Consider the following 16,847-nt stretch of genomic DNA (forward strand, 5'->3'; position numbering starts at 1 on the left):
TCTATTCTTTGGATAGTCTGAAAACAGGCAATATACGGATCTTTGGTACTGACCATCAATTTGAAACGGGGGACCGATTGGTGATGCAGCGCTTGGTGAATGCCGTGATTGGTGTCTTGCTGGCCCTGATTGCGTTGGCGGTTGCTGTGCCGTCCGCCTGGGCCGCGAAGTGCGGCAACACGTCCGCCGGGTTCGCCCAATGGGTCGAGGCGACCAAGAAAGAGGCGGCGCGCAAGGGATTCAGCCAGCGCACCATCAACGCGACGCTCGGCAATGTCCGCTACGCGACGAAAACCATCCGGCTCGACCGAAATCAGACAAGTTTCAAGCTCTCGCTGAACCAGTTCATGCGCAAACGCGGCGCAAACGCCATTGTGAGCCGCGGCAAGCAGCTGAAAAAGCGGCACAAACGGCTGTTTGACTCGCTCGAACGCCGCTACGGCGTGCCGCCAGGCGTCATACTGGCCATCTGGGGCATGGAAACGGGTTTCGGCGGCTATATGGGCAGCCAGGACACGATTTCGGCGCTGGCGACGCTTGCATACGACTGCCGACGCTCGAAATTCTTCACAAACGAGCTCTATGCGGCAATGACCATCATCCAGCAGGGACAGCTTTCGCGCAGCCAGATGCGCGGCGCAGGCCACGGTGAGCTCGGTCATACGCAGTTCCTGCCGACGAGCTATATCCGCTATGCGGTCGACGGCGACGGAAACGGCCGGCGCGACCTCGTGGGCTCGCGCACGGACGCGCTTGCGTCGACCGCCAATTACCTGCGCGCCAAAGGCTGGAAGCGCGGGCGCGGCTATCAGCCGGGCCAGTCCAATTTCCGCGCCATTCAGGCCTGGAACGCCGCCAGCGTCTACCAGCAGGCAATCGCGATCATCGCGCTGCAGATCGACAGCTAGGCCCTTATCACGCATTTTCGCGCTCCGTATCGGTCTCAACGGCCGTGTTTGCGGCCGTCTGGCCGGGCTTTGGGCGCCTCAGAGCCCTTTCGCATGCTGAAATCGGCACTGCGTAGCCCTTCCGTCCGTTTCTGCTGCCGGGTGGCGAATATCCGTCATCCCCCACCTAGCGCTGCCGCGGGCGGCGGTCCGGCGCTGCAGGTGCACGGTGACCGGCGCCAGGCGCGGGGCAGTCCGCCGTGTGACCACAAATTGCGTTCGGTCGCGTGACAAACGGCCGAACATTGCCTGTATCTGAATTGCGGTCTACCCCGTGACGGCCTGTCCCTCGAAAAGACGCCGGTGCCGGCGGATCAGCTGGGCGGTGTTTTCGATCACCTTGGCGATGTGCGGCTCATGGCGGTCGTCGTCGTGGCTGACCAGCCACTGGTCGTGCGACAGTTCCGATACCGGATCGTCGCAGCGCACGAGCCGCGGCGAGGCGTCGCCGATGAAACAGGGGAGGACGGCAAGGCCGGTCCCGGTCGTCACCGCCGCCATCAGCGCCGCCGGCGAGTTGCAGGCAAGGACGGCGTCCCGTTCCAGGTGACGCTCGAGCCAGGCCGACGATGGCGGCTTGGTGCCGGCGTGGACCATGGTGATCCAGTCGCAATCCCAGTAGCGTCGCCGCGTCTTTGCCGCGGGATGACCGGCGACGTAATCCGTGTCGCCATAGATGGCGAACTCGACCCGGTTCAGACGCTGGCCGGCGAGGCCGAGATTTTCCGGCCGGCGGTTGCGCAGTCCGATATTGGCCTGGCGTCTTTGCAGGTCGATGTCCTCGACGCCGGTGATCAGCGCGAGGTCGACATGCTCGTCCTGCGGACGCAGTTCCGAGATCTTGTGGGCGAGGAAAAGCCCGGTCCAGAATCCGACCGCGATGCGAACCTTGTGGGTGCGTTCGGCCTTGTCGCGCCAGCGGTCGATTCGGGCCGCCTCCGCCTCAAGACCCTCCGCATATTCGAGCAGTTCGACGCCCGCCGTGGTCAGTGAATAGCCGTCCTTGCTGCGGTGGAAGAGCTCCAGGCCGAGCGCCCGCTCGAGCGCCAGCACGCGGCGTCCGAGAGTCGGCGGGCTGACCTGCGTCGCGTGGGCCGCCGCCGACAATCCGCCGCCCCTGGCAACAGCGATGAACAGTCTCAGATCCTCCCATTTCCACCTTTCATTCATGAAAAACGTCTTTCAATCTTGGGTGTTTTTCGACGGAAGAATATCGATTATTTCTCATAGCGATATACGACTTATTGAACCCTATTTCGGAGCATATACCATGAATACGTTAAAAAACAAACAGATAGGGATTGGCAACTCCATGGTCGGAACCATGGGAATCGGAACCTGGGCGCTCGGCGGTCCATTTTTCAGTGGTGAAAAATGGGTGCTCCCGAAGGGAACGCCCATCGGATACGGAAATGCCGAGGATTCGGTCTCGATTCGCGCCATACACTGCGCCATGGAATGCGGTGCAAAGCTGATCGACACGGCCGATGCCTACGGTGCGGGCCACTGCGAGAGGGTCATCGGGCGGGCGATCAAGGGTCGCCGCGACCGGGTTTTCCTGGCGACGAAATTCGGCAATGTCATCGACGAGGACCGTAAGGAACTGATTGGTCAACAATGGTCCGAGCGCTTCATCAGGGATGCCTGCGAGGCCTCGCTACGCCGGTTGCAAACCGATGTGATAGACCTCTATCAGTTGCATATATCCGACCTTGAAATCGACGCCGCACAGGGTGTCGCGGAGGTCCTGGAATTGCTGCGCGAGGAAGGCAAGATACGCTCCTTCGGATGGAGCACCGACGATCCGGACCGCGCCGGGAGCTGGAGCGGTTATGGCGGCGCAACCGTCGCGCAGTTCAATATGAACGTCTTTCAGCCGGCGCCGGAGATGCTCGAAATCTGTCGTGAAAACCGCTTCGCGGCGCTCATCAGATTGCCCCTTGCGATGGGTCTGCTGAGTGGAAAATACACACCTGAAAGCCGTCTTCCGGAGAACGATATCCGCTCGGCCGGGCCGGACTGGCAGCGCTATTTTCTGAAGAGTGGAGGTGCGAATCGGACCTGGACGGACCGCCTCGAATCCATCCGGGAGATCCTCAGGAGCGACGGCCGGACTCTGGTCCAGGGAGCGCTTGCATGGATCTGGGCACAGGGCGATCGCGTGATTCCGATCCCCGGAATCCGCAACGAAGAGCAGGCGCGGGAGAACCTCGGCGCGATCGAATTCGGCCCGCTTTCGGCCGACCAGGTGGCGGCGATCGACACGATCCTCGAGCGGTCTTGAAGTGGATCAGGACGCTACCGGCCGGGTCGGGAAAAGTCCCCGGTGGCGTCATTCATCACCCACAATTCGCCCGTGGAGATGTCGAACCAGGCGCCGTGCAGGTTGAGCTTTCCCTTGTCTTCGAGAATCTTCACACAAGGGAAAGTGCGCAGATTTGCGATGGAGTTGCGGATGGAAATCCGCTCCAGCGCGGTCTGACGCTCGCCGGGGGTCAAAAGCGTGTTTTGCTGGATTTCGGAGCTGACGGGCGTCAGCAGGCTCATCCAGCGGCCGATGAAGTCGCCCGGCGAGAGTGGTTCGGCATTCGGGTCGAGCGCCGCCGATATGCCGCCGCAGCGGCCGTGTCCCATGACGACGATATCGCGGACGCGCAGGGACTGGACGGCGAATTCGAGCGCCGCGGAGGTCGAGTGGAACTCACCGTCCGGCGCATAGGGCGGAACGAGATTGGCGACATTGCGGACGACAAACAGCTCGCCCGGGCCGCTGTTGAAGATCGTTTCCGGCGCGGCGCGCGAATCGCAACAGGCAATCACCAGCGTTTGTGGCTTCTGGCCCTTTTCCGCCAGTTCGCGGTAGCGCTCGCGCTCCTCGTCGTACCGGCCGTTCATGAATCGGTCATAACCGGCGAGCAGCCGGTCGGGAAACGCGCTCATCTAGGTCTTTTCCTTGTTCTTTGTCTCCGGCCGGCCCGGCGGTCTCGCCAGGTGGCGCATCTGCACCAGCGCGAACGGCCGAACCAGGCTGGCAGCCTCGCGCTCGAGCGTCAGTTCGTCGGCGCCGTGTTTCGCCGTGCGCGCCAGCATCTCGAACACGGAGGCTGTCGCCTTCTGAAGCGCCCGCTCGTCGCCGCTGCCGTCCATGAGACGGGAAAGGAACAGCGCCGACAGAAGATCGCCCGGCCCGTTCGGCGGATCGGGGATCTCCTGGTGCTCGGCCAAAAGGGCGTCTGCGTTCGTGACCAGGAGGTTACCGGTGCTGTTCGCCATCATGGGAACGGCGGTGGTGACGAGGACCCGCTCCGGTCCGAGCGAACGGGCCGCATTGATTATGTCCGCATTGTCTGACAGGGCGGTGCCGGCCATCCATTCCAGTTCGTGACGGTTTGGCGTTGCCACAGAAGCGGCCGGGATGAGTTCGTCCCGCACGGCCCGGGCTGTTTCCTCGGGCACGTACAATCCGCCCTTGTCGCCGATGACCGGATCGCAAAGATAGAGCGCTTCGGGGTTCTTTTCCCGGACGGCGGCGACCAGCCGGGCGATACCTGCCGCCTGTGCGGCGTCGCCGAGATAGCCGGAAAGCACGGCGCCCACCTCCGCCAGCCACGGCGCGCGGCAAAGATCGTCGATGATCGCGGAAAACGCCTCCGCCGGCAGCGTCGAGCGGGTCGCCGGCCCGTGCCCGGGGTGCCAGGGCAGAACAATCGTCGGCAGTGCCCAAACCGGATGACCCAGGGTTTCCAGCGCGAAAACCACCGCCCTGTTGCCCACCGAACCGCGCACGACGTGGCTGGAGATCACCAGAACAGCCTGACGGTCCGGCGTCTGCAATTGACTGTCGGACATGGGATCTCTCAGTTGCGCTGCAGGAAATTCACCAACCAGATAATCAGAATGAATACGGCGATCAAGGAAAGAATGCGACCGATGCGGCTTCCCCAGACCTCGATGCGATCCGACTGGTCGACATCTTCGGCCATGAAATGTCCTTTGACCGTCTTGGATTTCGGCTTCATCTTCGGCGCGTTCAAAAGGCCGCCTTCTTCGCGCAGCCTGTCCAGGTCGCGCTTTGCGTCGCGGGCCTTCTGGTCATCGTGGTCCGGCATGGTCTCAACCCTTATTCCGGGTCAATCTAGCCATGAAACGCACCAAAGCAACAGCGCCGGAATTGAAACGGGCAAAGCACGGCGATCAAAGCGCGCCTTCTTCTTCCAGGACCTTGCGCGCCACGCGGAAGCACTCCAGCGCCTGCGGCACGCCGCAATAGATGCCGACGACATGGATGATGGCGCGGATTTCCTCGACGGAAACGCCGTTGTTGCGGGCGCCGCGGCAATGGGTCTCCCATTCCTGCATCTTGCCGAGCGCGCCGATCATCGCCAGGTTCATCATCGACCGCGTCTTCAGGTCGATGACCTCGTCTCCCCAGCCGAAGCCCCAGCACCATTCGGTCATCGCCTCCTGAAAGGGGCGGGTGAAATCGTCGGCGGCCGCCAGGTTCTTCTCCACATATTCTGGGCCGAGCGTTGCCTTGCGCTGCGCCAGTCCCCTTTCAAAGCGGTCCTTGTCCATTGCCTAATTCGCTCCCAGCCTGATCGCGACATTCTTTGTCTGCACGTAGTTCAACAGCGCCTCGCGCCCCTTTTCGCGCCCGTAACCGGACCTGCCGTAGCCGCCGAAAGGGGTCTCGACGCCGCCAGCATACCATTCGTTGACGAAGACCTGCCCGGCGCGGATTTGCTTTGCGGCGCGCGTCGCTCGGTCGAGATCGCCGGTAAAGACGCCGCCGACCAGCCCGTATGGCGTGCCATTGGCGATGGCGATCGCCTCGTCGTCGCGGGAGAACTTCAACACGGAAAGGACCGGGCCGAAAACCTCGTCATTGGCGATCGCCATGTCGGGTGTCACATTCGTCAGCACCGTCGGCTCGAGGAACCAGCCGGGCCGGTTCAGCGGACGGCCACCCGTCGCAGTGACGGCGCCCTCGCGCTGCGCGGCAGAGCACATTTCGGCGGCGCGGTCGCGCTGGCGTTCGGAGACCATAGCGCCCATATTGGCGCCGAAGTCGGGCCGCTCGATGCCGGGCCCGACGGAAAGATCCCTTGCCAGCGAGACGATACCCTCGACGACGCGGTCGTGGATGCTCTCGTGGACGATGACGCGGGACATTGCCGAACAGACCTGGCCGGCATTGAAATAGATGCCCCAGCGCACATCGCCCATGAAGGTGTCGATATCGGCATCGTCATGGACGATGGCCGCCGATTTGCCGCCGAGTTCCAAAACGCAGGGCACCACGTTTTTCGCCGCCGCCCCGGCAATCGCGGTGCCGGTCGGCACGGATCCGGTAAAGACGATCTGGTTGACGCCGGGATGGGCCGAAAGGGCGGCGCCGGCCTCGTGACCGTGGCCGCAAAGGATGTTGACCGCGCCGCGCGGCAGCCCGGCCGCCTCGGCGGCCAAAGCGAAATAGCGGTTGGTCAGAGGGTCGAGCTCCGGCGTCTTGATCACGCAGGCATTGCCGGTAGCAAGCGCCGCCGACAGCGAGCGCGCGGTCATTTCCAGCGGATAGTTCCACGGGATGATCTGCGCGGAAACGCCATAGGGCTCCAGCACCGTGAAGTCGAAATAACCGGCGCCAAGCGGGATCGACCGGCCTTCAAGCGTCTCGGCCTGGTTGCCGTAATATTCGAAATAGCGTGCCGCGCCCTCGATCTCGATCCGAGCTTCCCACAGGGGCTTGCCGGATTCAAGCGTCAGGATCGGCGCAATTTCGTCTATTTTTTCAAGGAGGTAGTCGCCCATTGCCCGAACCAGTCGGCCGCGTTCAACCGGCCGCAGATCGCGCAGCGCGCCGCTCTCGTGGCACCGCCTTGCCGCTGCGACGGCGCGATCGACGTCGCCCGCGTCGGCCAGCGCCTGTTCCGCCAGCGCCTCACCGGTGCCCGGATCGTCGACCGCAAGGCGCCCGGCACCGCCGTCTGCAAAGCTCCCGTCAATATAGTTCTGCCAATAGGGCGCTACTTCAACCATCGACCGCTTCTCTCATCCATTGCTGCAGCACATGCACCGAGTGCTCGGAATTGACGCCGCAGGTTGGATCGAGCACGAGCGGCCCCGGGCGATAGCCGCGGCTCTTCATGCCCCGCTGCACCGATTCGACGAGATGAATGTCCTCCTCGACGGTGGTTCCGCGATCCTGGGCGGCAAGCCTGCTGACAATATCGTTGTCGAGGCCGCCGATGCTGTACCAGCCCCGCCATACAACCACATGATCTGCGTCAACGGCGCGCCAGTGATAGGTGTTGAGGACATTCCCGGGATAGACCTGGAAGGAAAACATCGGCCACAGGTACCAGGATGAATAGTCGCCGGCGTGCGCATTGGCGTCGAGGTCGACGGGATAGCTCATGCTTTCCAGGTTCTGGCATTCCGTGGTGTGGCGCAGGCAGTAGCCCTGCGGCTGGATGTCGTAGGTCTCCGGCTTGATGATCCCGGTCGCGAATGTCGGGTGATTGATCTTGCAGTGGTAGCACTCCGAGTAGTTCTCGACGGAGACCTTCCAGTTGCAGTTCTCCGGAATCTCGACCCACTGCAGTGGCTCCAGGTCCGCATGGTCCGGAACAAAGGCCGCCAATTCCTGCCTGACGCCCGGAAACCATACGTCCATCGGCTCCGCGTCCGGATCGAGATTGACGAAGAGAAAGCCGCAGAACTCCTCGACCCGGACGGATGTCAGGCATATCGCGTTCCTGTCGAAACCGGGAACCGCCTTGATATTGGGGCCGGAGCGCAGCTTGCCGGTCAGCTCATAGGTCCAGGCATGGTATGGGCAGACGATCAGCCCGGCATGGCCGGTTCCGCTGACCAGTTCGTGCGCCCGGTGCTGGCACACATTATAGAAGGCGCGAATCTCGCCCGCCTTATCGCGGATGCAGAACAGGCTCTGGCCGGCGATCTCGAAGGTGAAATAGGCGCCCGGTTCCTTGAGCTGCGCGACATGGCCGGCAAATTGCCATGTCCGCGCGATCAGGCCGTTTTGCTCGATCCGGAATATCTCCGGATCGGTGTAGAAGCGGGCGTCCAGCGAGCGGACCAGGTCTACGGGCGCGGTCATCGGCGTTCCCTCATTCCTCTGCGGCGTATATCCCGAGCGCGTGACGGCGCTCGTGGAACCGTTCGATGTTGGAAATCACGTCCGGCTCCGCATCGGCGATGACGAAGGCCATCAGCGCTTCGAGCAATGCGATGGTCGATACGGAGGACGGAAAGAACTGCGGCGTGTCGGCGGTGACGATAAACGCGTGATCGCTCGCTATGACGATCGGCGAGGCCGGGCTGTCGGAGATGGCGATGATGGTCAATCCCTGCTCGCGGGCAAGTTCCACGGCCTCGACCACCTCCGAGCGGTAGGGTTTGCAGGTAATTGCGATCAGCACGTCGCCGGAAGCGGCGCGTGCAAGGTCATCGATCGCGACGCTTCCGGGGCGCGGTATCGCCTCGATCGTGTCAACCGCCATGTCGGCGAGATAGGTGAAGTTGCGGGCGTTCGAGCTGTTGACGCCGACACCGAGAACGAAGGTCCGGCGCGCCGCGACGATGGCATCCGCCGCGGCCTTCATGGCCTCGTCACTTGTCGCGGCAAAGGTCTCCTCGATGTTGCGGATGGCGCTCGAAGCCATGTCCGCATAGAGCTTCGACAGCTTGCCGCCCCTTGCCAGGGACTGCAGCCAGCGGGCGCGGTCCGGAAAGCTGATGCCGCCGCGCCGGATTTCCTGGCGGAAAGGCTCGCGGAAATCTTCGTAACCGTCGAAGCCGACCGTCCGGGCCATGCGCACGAATGTGTTGGGCTTGACGCGCGCGGCATCGGCGATCTCGCGGATCGATGAAACGCTTACATCGTTCGGGTTTTCAAGCACATAGGACGCCGCCTTGCGGACCTCCGGCGTCATGTCGCCGAGTGTTTCGGCGAGCGCCTCAAGAACGTCCTGGGGCGCCGTTACGGCACAGTTTGGTACAATCATGTTATTCATGGTTGACGAAAGTACATTTGTACGATTAGCCTGTCCACACATTTGTTCGCCATGCATGGGAAAATACGGTGACCGAGGAAAACAAGGGATCTGTGCCGTCTGCGGCGCGTGTCGTCATTGTCGGCGGCGGCATCATGGGCTGCGGCCTGGCCTATCATCTTGCCCATGAGGGCTGGACGGATGTGGTGCTTCTGGAAAAATCCGAGCTGACCTCCGGCTCGACGTGGCACGCGGCGGGCCAGATCACCCACTCGACGTCGAGTTTCGGGCTCGGTAAATGCGTCGACTACAATATCGGCCTTTATTCCGGCGGGCTGGAGGCGGAGACCGGGCAGTCGGTCACCTGGCACGGCTGCGGCTCGTTCCGGCTCGCCTATTCGCAAGACGAGATGGACTGGCTGCGCCACACGCTGAGCGTCGGCCGGTCGCTCGGCTTCAATATCGAGATCGTCGGCAGGGACCGCGTGGCCGAACTGCACCCGTTCTACAATCTCGACGGCGTCATCGGCGCACTGCACACGCCCGATGACGGCCATGCCGATCCGTCCGGCATCACCCAGGCGCTGGCGGCCGGCGCGCGGCAACTCGGCGCACGCATCATCCGCCGCTGCCGGGCGACCGACATCAAGCAATTGCCGACGGGCGAATGGAAGGTTTCGACGGAGCGCGGCGACATCACCTGCGAGCACGTGGTCAATGCCGGCGGCACCTATGCGCGCCAGATGGGCGCGTGGAGCGAGCTGCAAATACCGACGACTTCCATGACGCACCATTATTTCGTAACCGAAACGGTACCTGAATTCAAAGACCTCGGCCATGAATTGCCGGTGATAAGGGACGACGCACTGGTCTCCGGCTATATCCGCATGGAGCAGAAATCCGGGCTGATCGGGATCTACGAGAAGGCAAATCCCAACACGGTCTGGGAGGATCATTGTCCCTGGGAGGCGGAAAACGAGCTGTTCGATGCCGATTACGAGCGCATCATGCCATGGCTGGAGAATGCCATGGTCCGCATGCCGGTCTTTGCGGAGCTCGGCATCAAGCGCGTCGTGCACGGGGCGATCTCGCATCCGCCGGACGGCAACCCGCTGATCGGGCCGGCGCCCGGCGTCAAGAATTACTGGTGCTGCTGCGGCACGCAGATCGGCATCGGCTGGGGACCGGGGCTGACGCGGGAGCTGGCGCGCTGGATGGTGCACGGCGCCGCCGATATATCGATGCGCGAATACGATCCGCGGCGGTTCGGCGCCTATGCCGACAAGGACTGGCAGATCGTCAAGGCACGGGAGGATTACTGCCTGCGCCACGAAATCCCGTTCCCGCATTTCAACCGGCTGGCCGGGCGCCCGGTGAAGCCGAGCCCGCTCTATGAACGGCTGAAACAGAAGGGCGCCGTATTCGAGGAGGTCTACGGCCACGAGCGCCCGCGCTGGTTCGCGAAAGACGGCGTGGCGCGGGAGGACCACTATTCCTTCCGCCGCAACGTCGTTCACGACATGGTCGGCGCCGAGGTGCGGGCGGTGCGCAATCATGTCGGCATCATGGACATATCCGCCTTCACGAAGGTGGAGGTCAGCGGCCCCGATGCGGAAAGCCTTCTCGACCGCCTGGTCGCCAACCGGCTGCCGCAGAAGGTCGGGAGCATTGCCCTGACGCACCTACTCAACCGGCGGGGCCGTATCGAGATCGAGCTGACGGTCGTCCGGCTGGAACAGGATCGCTACTATCTCGTCTGCGCCGCGTTTTTCGAGCAGCGGCTTCTCGATCACCTGGACCGGCACCGCGAGAACGAGTCGGTCACCATCACCAAACGCTCTGACGACTGGGCGGCGATCGCCCTGCAGGGACCGCAATCGCGGGCGGTGCTTTCCGCCAATACGGATGCGGCCCTCGACAATGCCGGTTTCCGCTGGCTTTCGGGCCGGCAGATCACCATTGCCGGGCATGCCATGTGGGCGTTCCGCATGTCCTATTGCGGCGAGCTCGGTTGGGAAATCCACGGCCCGCGCGAATCGATGCTCGACGTCTATGATGCGCTCTGGGCGGCGGGTGAGGCTTACGGCATCGCCGATTACGGCTCCTTCGCGATGAATGCCATGCGGATGGAGAAAATGTTCAAGGGCGCCGGCGAACTCACCAACGAGGTGACGCTGCCGGAAGCCGACGTGATGCGCTTCGTCAAGCTGGACAAGGGATCCTTTGTCGGCAAAGAGGAGACGGAAGCGAGCCTGAACGGCGAACTGCCCTGGATCTGCGCCTATCTTTCGATCGAACCGGACGGCGTCGAGGACGGGCACGGCGGCGAGGCGGTTCTGCTTGACGGTGCCGTCGTCGGATCGACCGCGTCGGTGGCCTATGGGCACACGACCGGAACGATCCTCGCCTTTGCCTATATCAAACCCCACGCCGCAAGGCCGGGCACCCGGTTGAGCGTGTTGATTGCCGGGAGTCCACGGGACGCGACTGTGCTTGATGAGCCGGCTTATGATCCGCAGAACCTGCTCCCCACAACCGACAAACCCGTCGAGGAGGCGGCCGAATGACGACGATTCCCGAAACCATGCGCGCCGTTGTCCTCACGGGCCATGGCGACATGGACAAGCTCGAATACCGCACCGACTGGCCGGTGCCGCAGCCGCGACCAGGCGAAGTGCTGATCAAGGTGCATGCCTGCGGCCTCAACAACACCGACGTCAACACCCGTACCGGCTGGTACTCGAAAGCGGTCACCGAAGCGACGACCGGCGGCGGGTTCGATGAAGTGGGCGAGGAAGACCCGTCCTGGGGCGGATCGCCCATCGTCTTTCCGCGCATCCAGGGCGCCGATGTCGCCGGCACGGTGGTCGCGGCCGGCGACGGGGCGGACGCTTCGCTGATTGGCAGGCGGGTCTTGGTGGAGACCTGGATCCGCGATCCCGACGATCCGCTCGACATGAACAAGTGCCGCTATCTCGGATCTGAGATGGATGGCGGTTTCGCCGACTATCTTAGAATCGTCGAGCGCGCCGTCTTTCCGGTCGACTGCGCCTTGAGTGACGCTGAACTGGCCACCTTCGCGACCTCCTGGGTGACGGCGGAAAACATGCTCAACCGCGCCAATGTCGTGTCCGGCGACACGGTTCTCATCCCCGGTGCCTCCGGCGGTGTCGGATCGGCACTCATCCAGCTTGCCAACCGCCGCGGCGCAAGGACGATCGCGATGGCCGGCAAGGCCAAGCACGACCAGGTGGCGGCGCTTGGCCCCGCTGCTGTCCTCGACCGAGCACCGGATAACCTGAAATCCGAATTGAAGCGGGTCATCGGCAGCGACTCGGTCAGCGTCGTCGCTGATGTGGTCGGCGGCGACTATTTCCCGACGCTGATCGACGCGCTGGAACGGGGCGGCCGCTACACCTGCTCGGGCGCGATCGCCGGCCCGATCGTCGATCTCGACCTGCGCACGCTCTACCTGCACGACCTGACATTCACCGGCGCGACCGTCGTTCCGCCCGGCACCTTTGGCGATCTGGTCGGCTATATTGAGCGCGGCGAGGTCAAGCCGGTGCTCGCGGAAGCGTTCCCGCTGGAAAGGCTGCATGAGGCCCAACAGGCCTTCATCGACAAGAAACACATCGGCAACATCGTCGTGACGATGGATTGACTAACCAATGAAGATCACCCGCATCTCGGTCTATCAGAAGGACCTTCCACTGGCCGATCCCTACTGGCTGTCCGGCGGACGGCTGAAATTCGAGGTGCTTGACGCGACCTTCGTCAAACTGGAAACCGATGCGGGCCTGACGGGTTGGGGTGAAGGCACGCCGTGGGGCCACACCTATGTACCGGCCCATGGTCCGGGCATCCGCGCCGGCATCGAGACCATGGCGAAGGCTGTGCTCGGGCTCGATCCGCGCAAGGTGGAACTGGTCGAGCGGGCCATGGATCTGTGCCTTCCCGGTCACCTTTATGCCAAGGCGCCGATCGACCTTGCCTGCTGGGATATCATGGGCAAGGCCTTCGGCCTGCCGATTGCCGATCTCCTGGGCGGCAGGCGCGAGACCGGCACGCCGGCGGCGTCCTCGGTCTCCTCCGGCGATCCCGACACCATGATGGGCATCATCGAGCGCTACCGCGCGATGGGATATGTCGCCCACTCCGCCAAGGTCGGCGGCAGCGATACGGAAAGGGATATCGAGCGCATTCGGTATCTTGAGGAACGCCGCCGCCCCAAGGAAATCATTCTCTACGACGTCAACCGGGCCTGGACCCGCCGGGAGGCCGCCATCGTCATGAACGCGGTCGCTGAACTCGGCGTGACCTTCGAGCAGCCGGGGGAAACGCTCGACGACATCGCCGCGATCCGGAGGGTGACCACGGCGCCGATCAGCGTCGATGAAACGCTGGTGACGCTGCAGGACGCATGCAGAATCGCCCGCGAGGGCATTGCCGATGTCTTCGGCATCAAGCTCAACCGGGTCGGCGGGCTGACCAAGGCGCGGCGCATCCGCGACGTCGCCCTGGCCCACGGCATTCAGATATTCGTCATGGCGACCGGCGGTTCGGTCCTCGCGGACACCGAGGCGGCGCACCTCGCCCAATCCATCCCGCAGGAATTCATACGAGCATGCTGGGCCTGCCAGGACATGCTCACGGTCGATGTTGCGCCGGACCGGGGCTGTCGCTGCATCGACGGGATGATGACCATCGGCGACGCGCCGGGCCTAGGCTGCGATCCGGACGAAGCGATTCTGGGAGATCCCGTTGCCGTATACGAGGTGCAGCGGTGAGGATTACCCGGATCAATATCTGGCGCGTGCCACTTGAAAGCCACACGGCCTACAACATGGCCGCAGGCAAGAAATGCGAAACGGTCGAGACCGTCGTCGTGCGGGTCGAAACCGATGCCGGCATCGACGGCTGGGGCGAGGCCTGCCCGATCCCGCACTACCTGCCCGCCTATGCGGGCGGCATTGCGCCGGCCATCGAGAACATGGCTCCCGTCCTGATCGGCAGCGACCCCGTCGGACCGGAAGCGGTGATGGATCGGCTCGACGCGCATCTGATCGGTCACCCTTACGCCAAATCGCCGATCGATATCGCACTATGGGACATTACCGGAAAAGCTGCCGGCCTGCCGCTTCACGCGCTGCTCGGCGGCCGGCGGGTGCGCGACCTGCCGCTCTATCATTCGATCACGTGTGTCGCGCCCGACGAAATGGCGCGGATCGCACAGGATGTCCACGCGCAGGGCATCCGGCAGTTCCAGGTCAAGCTCGGTGCCGACGCCGACTGGCAGGCGGATGTCGAACGCCTTTCCAAAGTGCGCGCCGCCGTCGGCGACGGTCCGCTCGTCTACGGAGACTGGAACTGCGGCGCCAGCCGGCTCGATGCCATCCGCGTCGGGCGGGCCGTATCGCACCTCGACATCATGCTCGAACAGCCCTGCGCAACGCTGGAAGAATGTGCGGCGGTCAAATCCGCGACCGGCTTGCCGATGAAGATCGACGAATGCGCGCATGACACGGAATCGCTCTTGAAGGCATCTCGCCTGCAATGCATGGACGCGGTGGCGATCAAGCTTTCCAAGATGGGCGGCATCGGCGCCAGCCGCCGCGCCCGCGATCTCTGCCTGCACCTCGGCGCGCAGATGTGCATTGAGGATACCTGGGGATCGGACATTGCGACCGCAGCCCTGCTTCACCTCGGCGCAGCGACCGACCCGCGGGCGGTGATGAATGTCTGCGATCTCTCCGGCTATGTGGCGCCGCGCCTCGCGCCGGACGGGCCGGAACGGCGAGAGGGCCGCATCGCGCCCCCTGAGGGTCCGGGTCTCGGCGTTGCACCCGATCCGGACCGGCTCGGCCCACCCGCCGCGCAATACGACTAGAAAGGAAAGGCCCATGAGCACTTCCCAGCAGGAATGGATCGAACGCGCGGAGGCGGTGCTCCCGGCCGGCGGTTTCGGCAATTTCGATCCCGGCATCGTTATCCGCGAAGGAAAGGGTTCGCGTGTCTGGGACGAGGACGGCAATGAATATGTCGACTACCTGATCGGTTCGGGACCGATGCTGCTCGGCCACGGGCACCCGGAGGTGCTGGCCGCGGTCGAGGAACAGCTCGGCAAGGGCATGACGTTCTTCGCCAACAACGCGCGCGGCATTGAACTCGCCGAGGAAATCTGCCGCGCCGTGGCGTGTTCCGAAATGGTGCGCTACGTATCGTCCGGCGGCGAGGCGGACATGTATGCCATGCGCCTCGCCCGCGCCTTCACGGGGCGTGACAGGATCATCAAGTTCGAGGGCGGCTATCACGGCATGTCGGCGGAGGCGCAGATGAGCCTGGCGCCGACGCGGCTCGCGAATTTTCCGACCGCGGTGCCCGATTCCGCCGGAATACCTGCAAGCGTGCGCGACGCGATGCTGATCGCGCCATTCAACGACATCGACTTCGTGCGCTCGCTGATCGCGGAACATGAAGGGGAAATCGCGGCGATCATCGTCGAGCCGCTGCAGCGCATCATTCCCCCGCAGCCCGGCTTCCTGGAGGCGCTCAGGGACGAGTGCACGCGGCATGGCATCGTCCTCATCTTCGACGAGATCGTCACCGGATTCCGCTTTGCCTATGGCGGCGCGCAGGCGCTTTACGGCGTGGTGCCGGACGTGTGCACGCTCGGCAAGGTGATCGGCGGCGGCTTTCCGCTGGCGGCGATCGCCGGCAATGCCGACATCATGGCCCATTTCGACAAGTCGAGGGTTGGCGAAGAAGGTTTCCTGATGCAGCTCGGAACGCTGAGCGGCAACCCGGTCGCCGCCGTCGCCGGCCTGAAGACGATGGAAATCCTCAGGCGTCCCGGTGCCTATGACAGGCTGCGCCGGAGTGGCGAGACGCTGATGACCGCCATGACCGGGGCGTTGACAAAGGCCGGGGTCGATCACCGGATCGTCGGCGATCCGACCCTGTTCGACGTGGTCTTTACCGCCAGGGACGTACGCGACTACCGGGACGTCTTCGCCGCCGATGCCGGGCTCAATGCCCGCTTCAACGCGGCGCTGCGGGCCAAGGGAATCTTCAAATCGCCCGGCAAGCTCTACCCGTCGCTGGCGCTGAGCGATGAGGACATCGCGCAGACCGTCGATGCGATCGACTTTGCCGCCTACGAACTTTGCCGGCAGCCGGTTTCATAGATTTCGCGGCCTGATTGCGGTTTCGCACCATGGCCGGTTCGGATATGGTGGCCCCGATCATTCGAGGGGATCCGTTCATGACTGCCGTTGAGATTTTTTCCAAACCCGTCAGGCCGGGCGCCATCGTTGCACTTCTGCTTGCGGTCCTGACACTCTCCGGTTGCGGCATCAACGCCATTCCGACCTATGAGGAACAGGCCAAGGCGGCCTGGAGCCAGGTGCTCAACCAGTATCAGCGCCGTGCCGATCTCATCCCGAATCTCATCGAAACCGTCAAAGGTTATGCGGCTCAGGAAAAGGACGTGCTGACCTCGGTGGTCGATGCGCGCGCCAAGGCGACATCGGTACAGATCCCGTCGGACGTTTTAACCAATCCGCAGGCTTTCGAGACCTTCCAGCAGAACCAGTCGGCGCTGACATCGGCGCTCACCCGGCTTCTGGCCGTCTCTGAAGCCTATCCGGACCTCAAGTCCAACCAGAATTTCCTGGCCCTGCAGTCGCAGCTCGAGGGAACCGAGAACCGCATTGCCGTTGCCCGGCGCGACTATATCGAGGCGGTGCGAAAGTATAACACCGAGCTGAAAACCATTCCGGGCCGCTGGTGGGCATCCTGGTTCTACCCGGAGGCCAAGCCGATGCAGACCTTCACCATCGACGCGCAGAGCCGCGAGGTTCCCAAGGTCAACTTCGATTGAGGC

At 63.5% G+C, this 16,847-nt stretch carries 16 protein-coding genes; 8 read left to right on the forward strand and 8 right to left on the reverse strand.

Annotated features, from left to right (window positions below; genetic code table 11):
• The first annotated feature begins 83 nt into the window (after nt 1-83).
• Nucleotides 84-908 (forward strand): lytic murein transglycosylase, encoded by an 825-nt coding sequence (locus tag E4M07_RS09175; RefSeq protein ID WP_136658007.1) that lies wholly within the window; start codon nt 84-86, stop codon nt 906-908.
• A gap of 306 nt (nt 909-1,214) precedes the next feature.
• On the opposite strand, the gene E4M07_RS09180 is transcribed toward E4M07_RS09175, so the two are convergent.
• Nucleotides 1,215-2,117, reverse strand: a complete 903-nt coding sequence (locus tag E4M07_RS09180; RefSeq protein ID WP_136658008.1) for a LysR family transcriptional regulator — start codon at nt 2,115-2,117, stop codon at nt 1,215-1,217.
• A 100-nt stretch (nt 2,118-2,217) separates the two neighbouring features.
• On the opposite strand from E4M07_RS09180, the gene E4M07_RS09185 reads away from it, so the two are divergent.
• A complete protein-coding gene (locus tag E4M07_RS09185) occupies nt 2,218-3,231 on the forward strand; it encodes an aldo/keto reductase (protein ID WP_206057206.1) in 1,014 nt (337 codons plus the stop codon).
• Between the two features lie 14 nt (nt 3,232-3,245).
• Here the strand turns inward: E4M07_RS09185 and E4M07_RS09190 are convergent, their stop codons facing one another.
• The 7 genes from E4M07_RS09190 to E4M07_RS09220 form a co-directional block, all read right to left on the reverse strand.
• Complete coding sequence (locus tag E4M07_RS09190) at nt 3,246-3,887, reverse strand: carbonic anhydrase (RefSeq protein WP_136658009.1); 642 nt, start codon at nt 3,885-3,887, stop codon at nt 3,246-3,248.
• Entirely contained in the window at nt 3,888-4,796 is a 909-nt protein-coding gene (pdxY, locus tag E4M07_RS09195; protein WP_136658010.1) for a pyridoxal kinase PdxY, read from the reverse strand.
• An 8-nt stretch (nt 4,797-4,804) separates the two neighbouring features.
• Complete coding sequence (locus tag E4M07_RS09200; protein ID WP_136658011.1) at nt 4,805-5,056, reverse strand: hypothetical protein; 252 nt, start codon at nt 5,054-5,056, stop codon at nt 4,805-4,807.
• 85 nt (nt 5,057-5,141) lie between these two features.
• Nucleotides 5,142-5,522, reverse strand: a complete 381-nt coding sequence (locus E4M07_RS09205) for a carboxymuconolactone decarboxylase family protein (protein WP_136658012.1) — start codon at nt 5,520-5,522, stop codon at nt 5,142-5,144.
• Between the two features lie 3 nt (nt 5,523-5,525).
• Complete coding sequence (locus E4M07_RS09210) at nt 5,526-6,983, reverse strand: aldehyde dehydrogenase family protein (RefSeq protein WP_136658013.1); 1,458 nt, start codon at nt 6,981-6,983, stop codon at nt 5,526-5,528.
• Complete coding sequence (locus tag E4M07_RS09215) at nt 6,976-8,067, reverse strand: aromatic ring-hydroxylating dioxygenase subunit alpha (protein WP_136658014.1); 1,092 nt, start codon at nt 8,065-8,067, stop codon at nt 6,976-6,978. Before E4M07_RS09215 ends, E4M07_RS09210 begins: the two co-directional genes overlap by 8 nt.
• Before the next feature lie 10 nt (nt 8,068-8,077).
• The gene (locus E4M07_RS09220) at nt 8,078-8,974 is read right to left on the reverse strand and encodes a MurR/RpiR family transcriptional regulator (RefSeq protein WP_136658015.1); all 897 of its coding nucleotides are present in this window, start codon (nt 8,972-8,974) and stop codon (nt 8,078-8,080) included.
• A 77-nt stretch (nt 8,975-9,051) separates the two neighbouring features.
• On the opposite strand from E4M07_RS09220, the gene E4M07_RS09225 reads away from it, so the two are divergent.
• The 6 genes from E4M07_RS09225 (at nt 9,052) to E4M07_RS09250 (ending at nt 16,844) form a co-directional block, all read left to right on the forward strand.
• Entirely contained in the window at nt 9,052-11,529 is a 2,478-nt protein-coding gene (locus E4M07_RS09225) for an FAD-dependent oxidoreductase (RefSeq protein ID WP_246660395.1), read from the forward strand.
• Complete coding sequence (locus E4M07_RS09230) at nt 11,526-12,626, forward strand: alcohol dehydrogenase family protein (protein WP_246660396.1); 1,101 nt, start codon at nt 11,526-11,528, stop codon at nt 12,624-12,626. Before E4M07_RS09225 ends, E4M07_RS09230 begins: the two co-directional genes overlap by 4 nt.
• A 7-nt stretch (nt 12,627-12,633) precedes the next feature.
• Complete coding sequence (locus E4M07_RS09235; protein ID WP_136658016.1) at nt 12,634-13,752, forward strand: mandelate racemase/muconate lactonizing enzyme family protein; 1,119 nt, start codon at nt 12,634-12,636, stop codon at nt 13,750-13,752.
• The gene (locus E4M07_RS09240; RefSeq protein WP_136658017.1) at nt 13,749-14,852 is read left to right on the forward strand and encodes an enolase C-terminal domain-like protein; all 1,104 of its coding nucleotides are present in this window, start codon (nt 13,749-13,751) and stop codon (nt 14,850-14,852) included. Before E4M07_RS09235 ends, E4M07_RS09240 begins: the two co-directional genes overlap by 4 nt.
• Before the next feature lie 13 nt (nt 14,853-14,865).
• Nucleotides 14,866-16,149, forward strand: coding sequence for an aminotransferase class III-fold pyridoxal phosphate-dependent enzyme (locus E4M07_RS09245; RefSeq protein ID WP_136658018.1), 1,284 nt, complete (start codon nt 14,866-14,868; stop codon nt 16,147-16,149).
• Between the two features lie 77 nt (nt 16,150-16,226).
• The gene (locus tag E4M07_RS09250; RefSeq protein WP_136658019.1) at nt 16,227-16,844 is read left to right on the forward strand and encodes a LemA family protein; all 618 of its coding nucleotides are present in this window, start codon (nt 16,227-16,229) and stop codon (nt 16,842-16,844) included.
• Nucleotides 16,845-16,847 lie beyond the last annotated feature (3 nt).

This window comes from Nitratireductor sp. XY-223 (genome assembly GCF_004959855.1).
In the GTDB taxonomy this organism is placed as follows: domain Bacteria; phylum Pseudomonadota; class Alphaproteobacteria; order Rhizobiales; family Rhizobiaceae; genus Hoeflea_A.

Coding starts and splice junctions, on each gene's coding strand:
- E4M07_RS09235 (WP_136658016.1), top strand. CDS start 12,634: ATGAAGATCACCCGCATCTCGGTCTATCAGAAGGACCTTCCACTGGCC.
- E4M07_RS09250 (WP_136658019.1), top strand. CDS start 16,227: ATGACTGCCGTTGAGATTTTTTCCAAACCCGTCAGGCCGGGCGCCATC.
- E4M07_RS09210 (WP_136658013.1), bottom strand. CDS start 6,983: ATGGTTGAAGTAGCGCCCTATTGGCAGAACTATATTGACGGGAGCTTT.
- E4M07_RS09215 (WP_136658014.1), bottom strand. CDS start 8,067: ATGACCGCGCCCGTAGACCTGGTCCGCTCGCTGGACGCCCGCTTCTAC.
- E4M07_RS09180 (WP_136658008.1), bottom strand. CDS start 2,117: ATGAATGAAAGGTGGAAATGGGAGGATCTGAGACTGTTCATCGCTGTT.
- pdxY (WP_136658010.1), bottom strand. CDS start 4,796: ATGTCCGACAGTCAATTGCAGACGCCGGACCGTCAGGCTGTTCTGGTG.
- E4M07_RS09190 (WP_136658009.1), bottom strand. CDS start 3,887: ATGAGCGCGTTTCCCGACCGGCTGCTCGCCGGTTATGACCGATTCATG.
- E4M07_RS09230 (WP_246660396.1), top strand. CDS start 11,526: ATGACGACGATTCCCGAAACCATGCGCGCCGTTGTCCTCACGGGCCAT.
- E4M07_RS09185 (WP_206057206.1), top strand. CDS start 2,218: ATGAATACGTTAAAAAACAAACAGATAGGGATTGGCAACTCCATGGTC.
- E4M07_RS09205 (WP_136658012.1), bottom strand. CDS start 5,522: ATGGACAAGGACCGCTTTGAAAGGGGACTGGCGCAGCGCAAGGCAACG.
- E4M07_RS09200 (WP_136658011.1), bottom strand. CDS start 5,056: ATGCCGGACCACGATGACCAGAAGGCCCGCGACGCAAAGCGCGACCTG.
- E4M07_RS09220 (WP_136658015.1), bottom strand. CDS start 8,974: ATGATTGTACCAAACTGTGCCGTAACGGCGCCCCAGGACGTTCTTGAG.
- E4M07_RS09245 (WP_136658018.1), top strand. CDS start 14,866: ATGAGCACTTCCCAGCAGGAATGGATCGAACGCGCGGAGGCGGTGCTC.
- E4M07_RS09175 (WP_136658007.1), top strand. CDS start 84: ATGCAGCGCTTGGTGAATGCCGTGATTGGTGTCTTGCTGGCCCTGATT.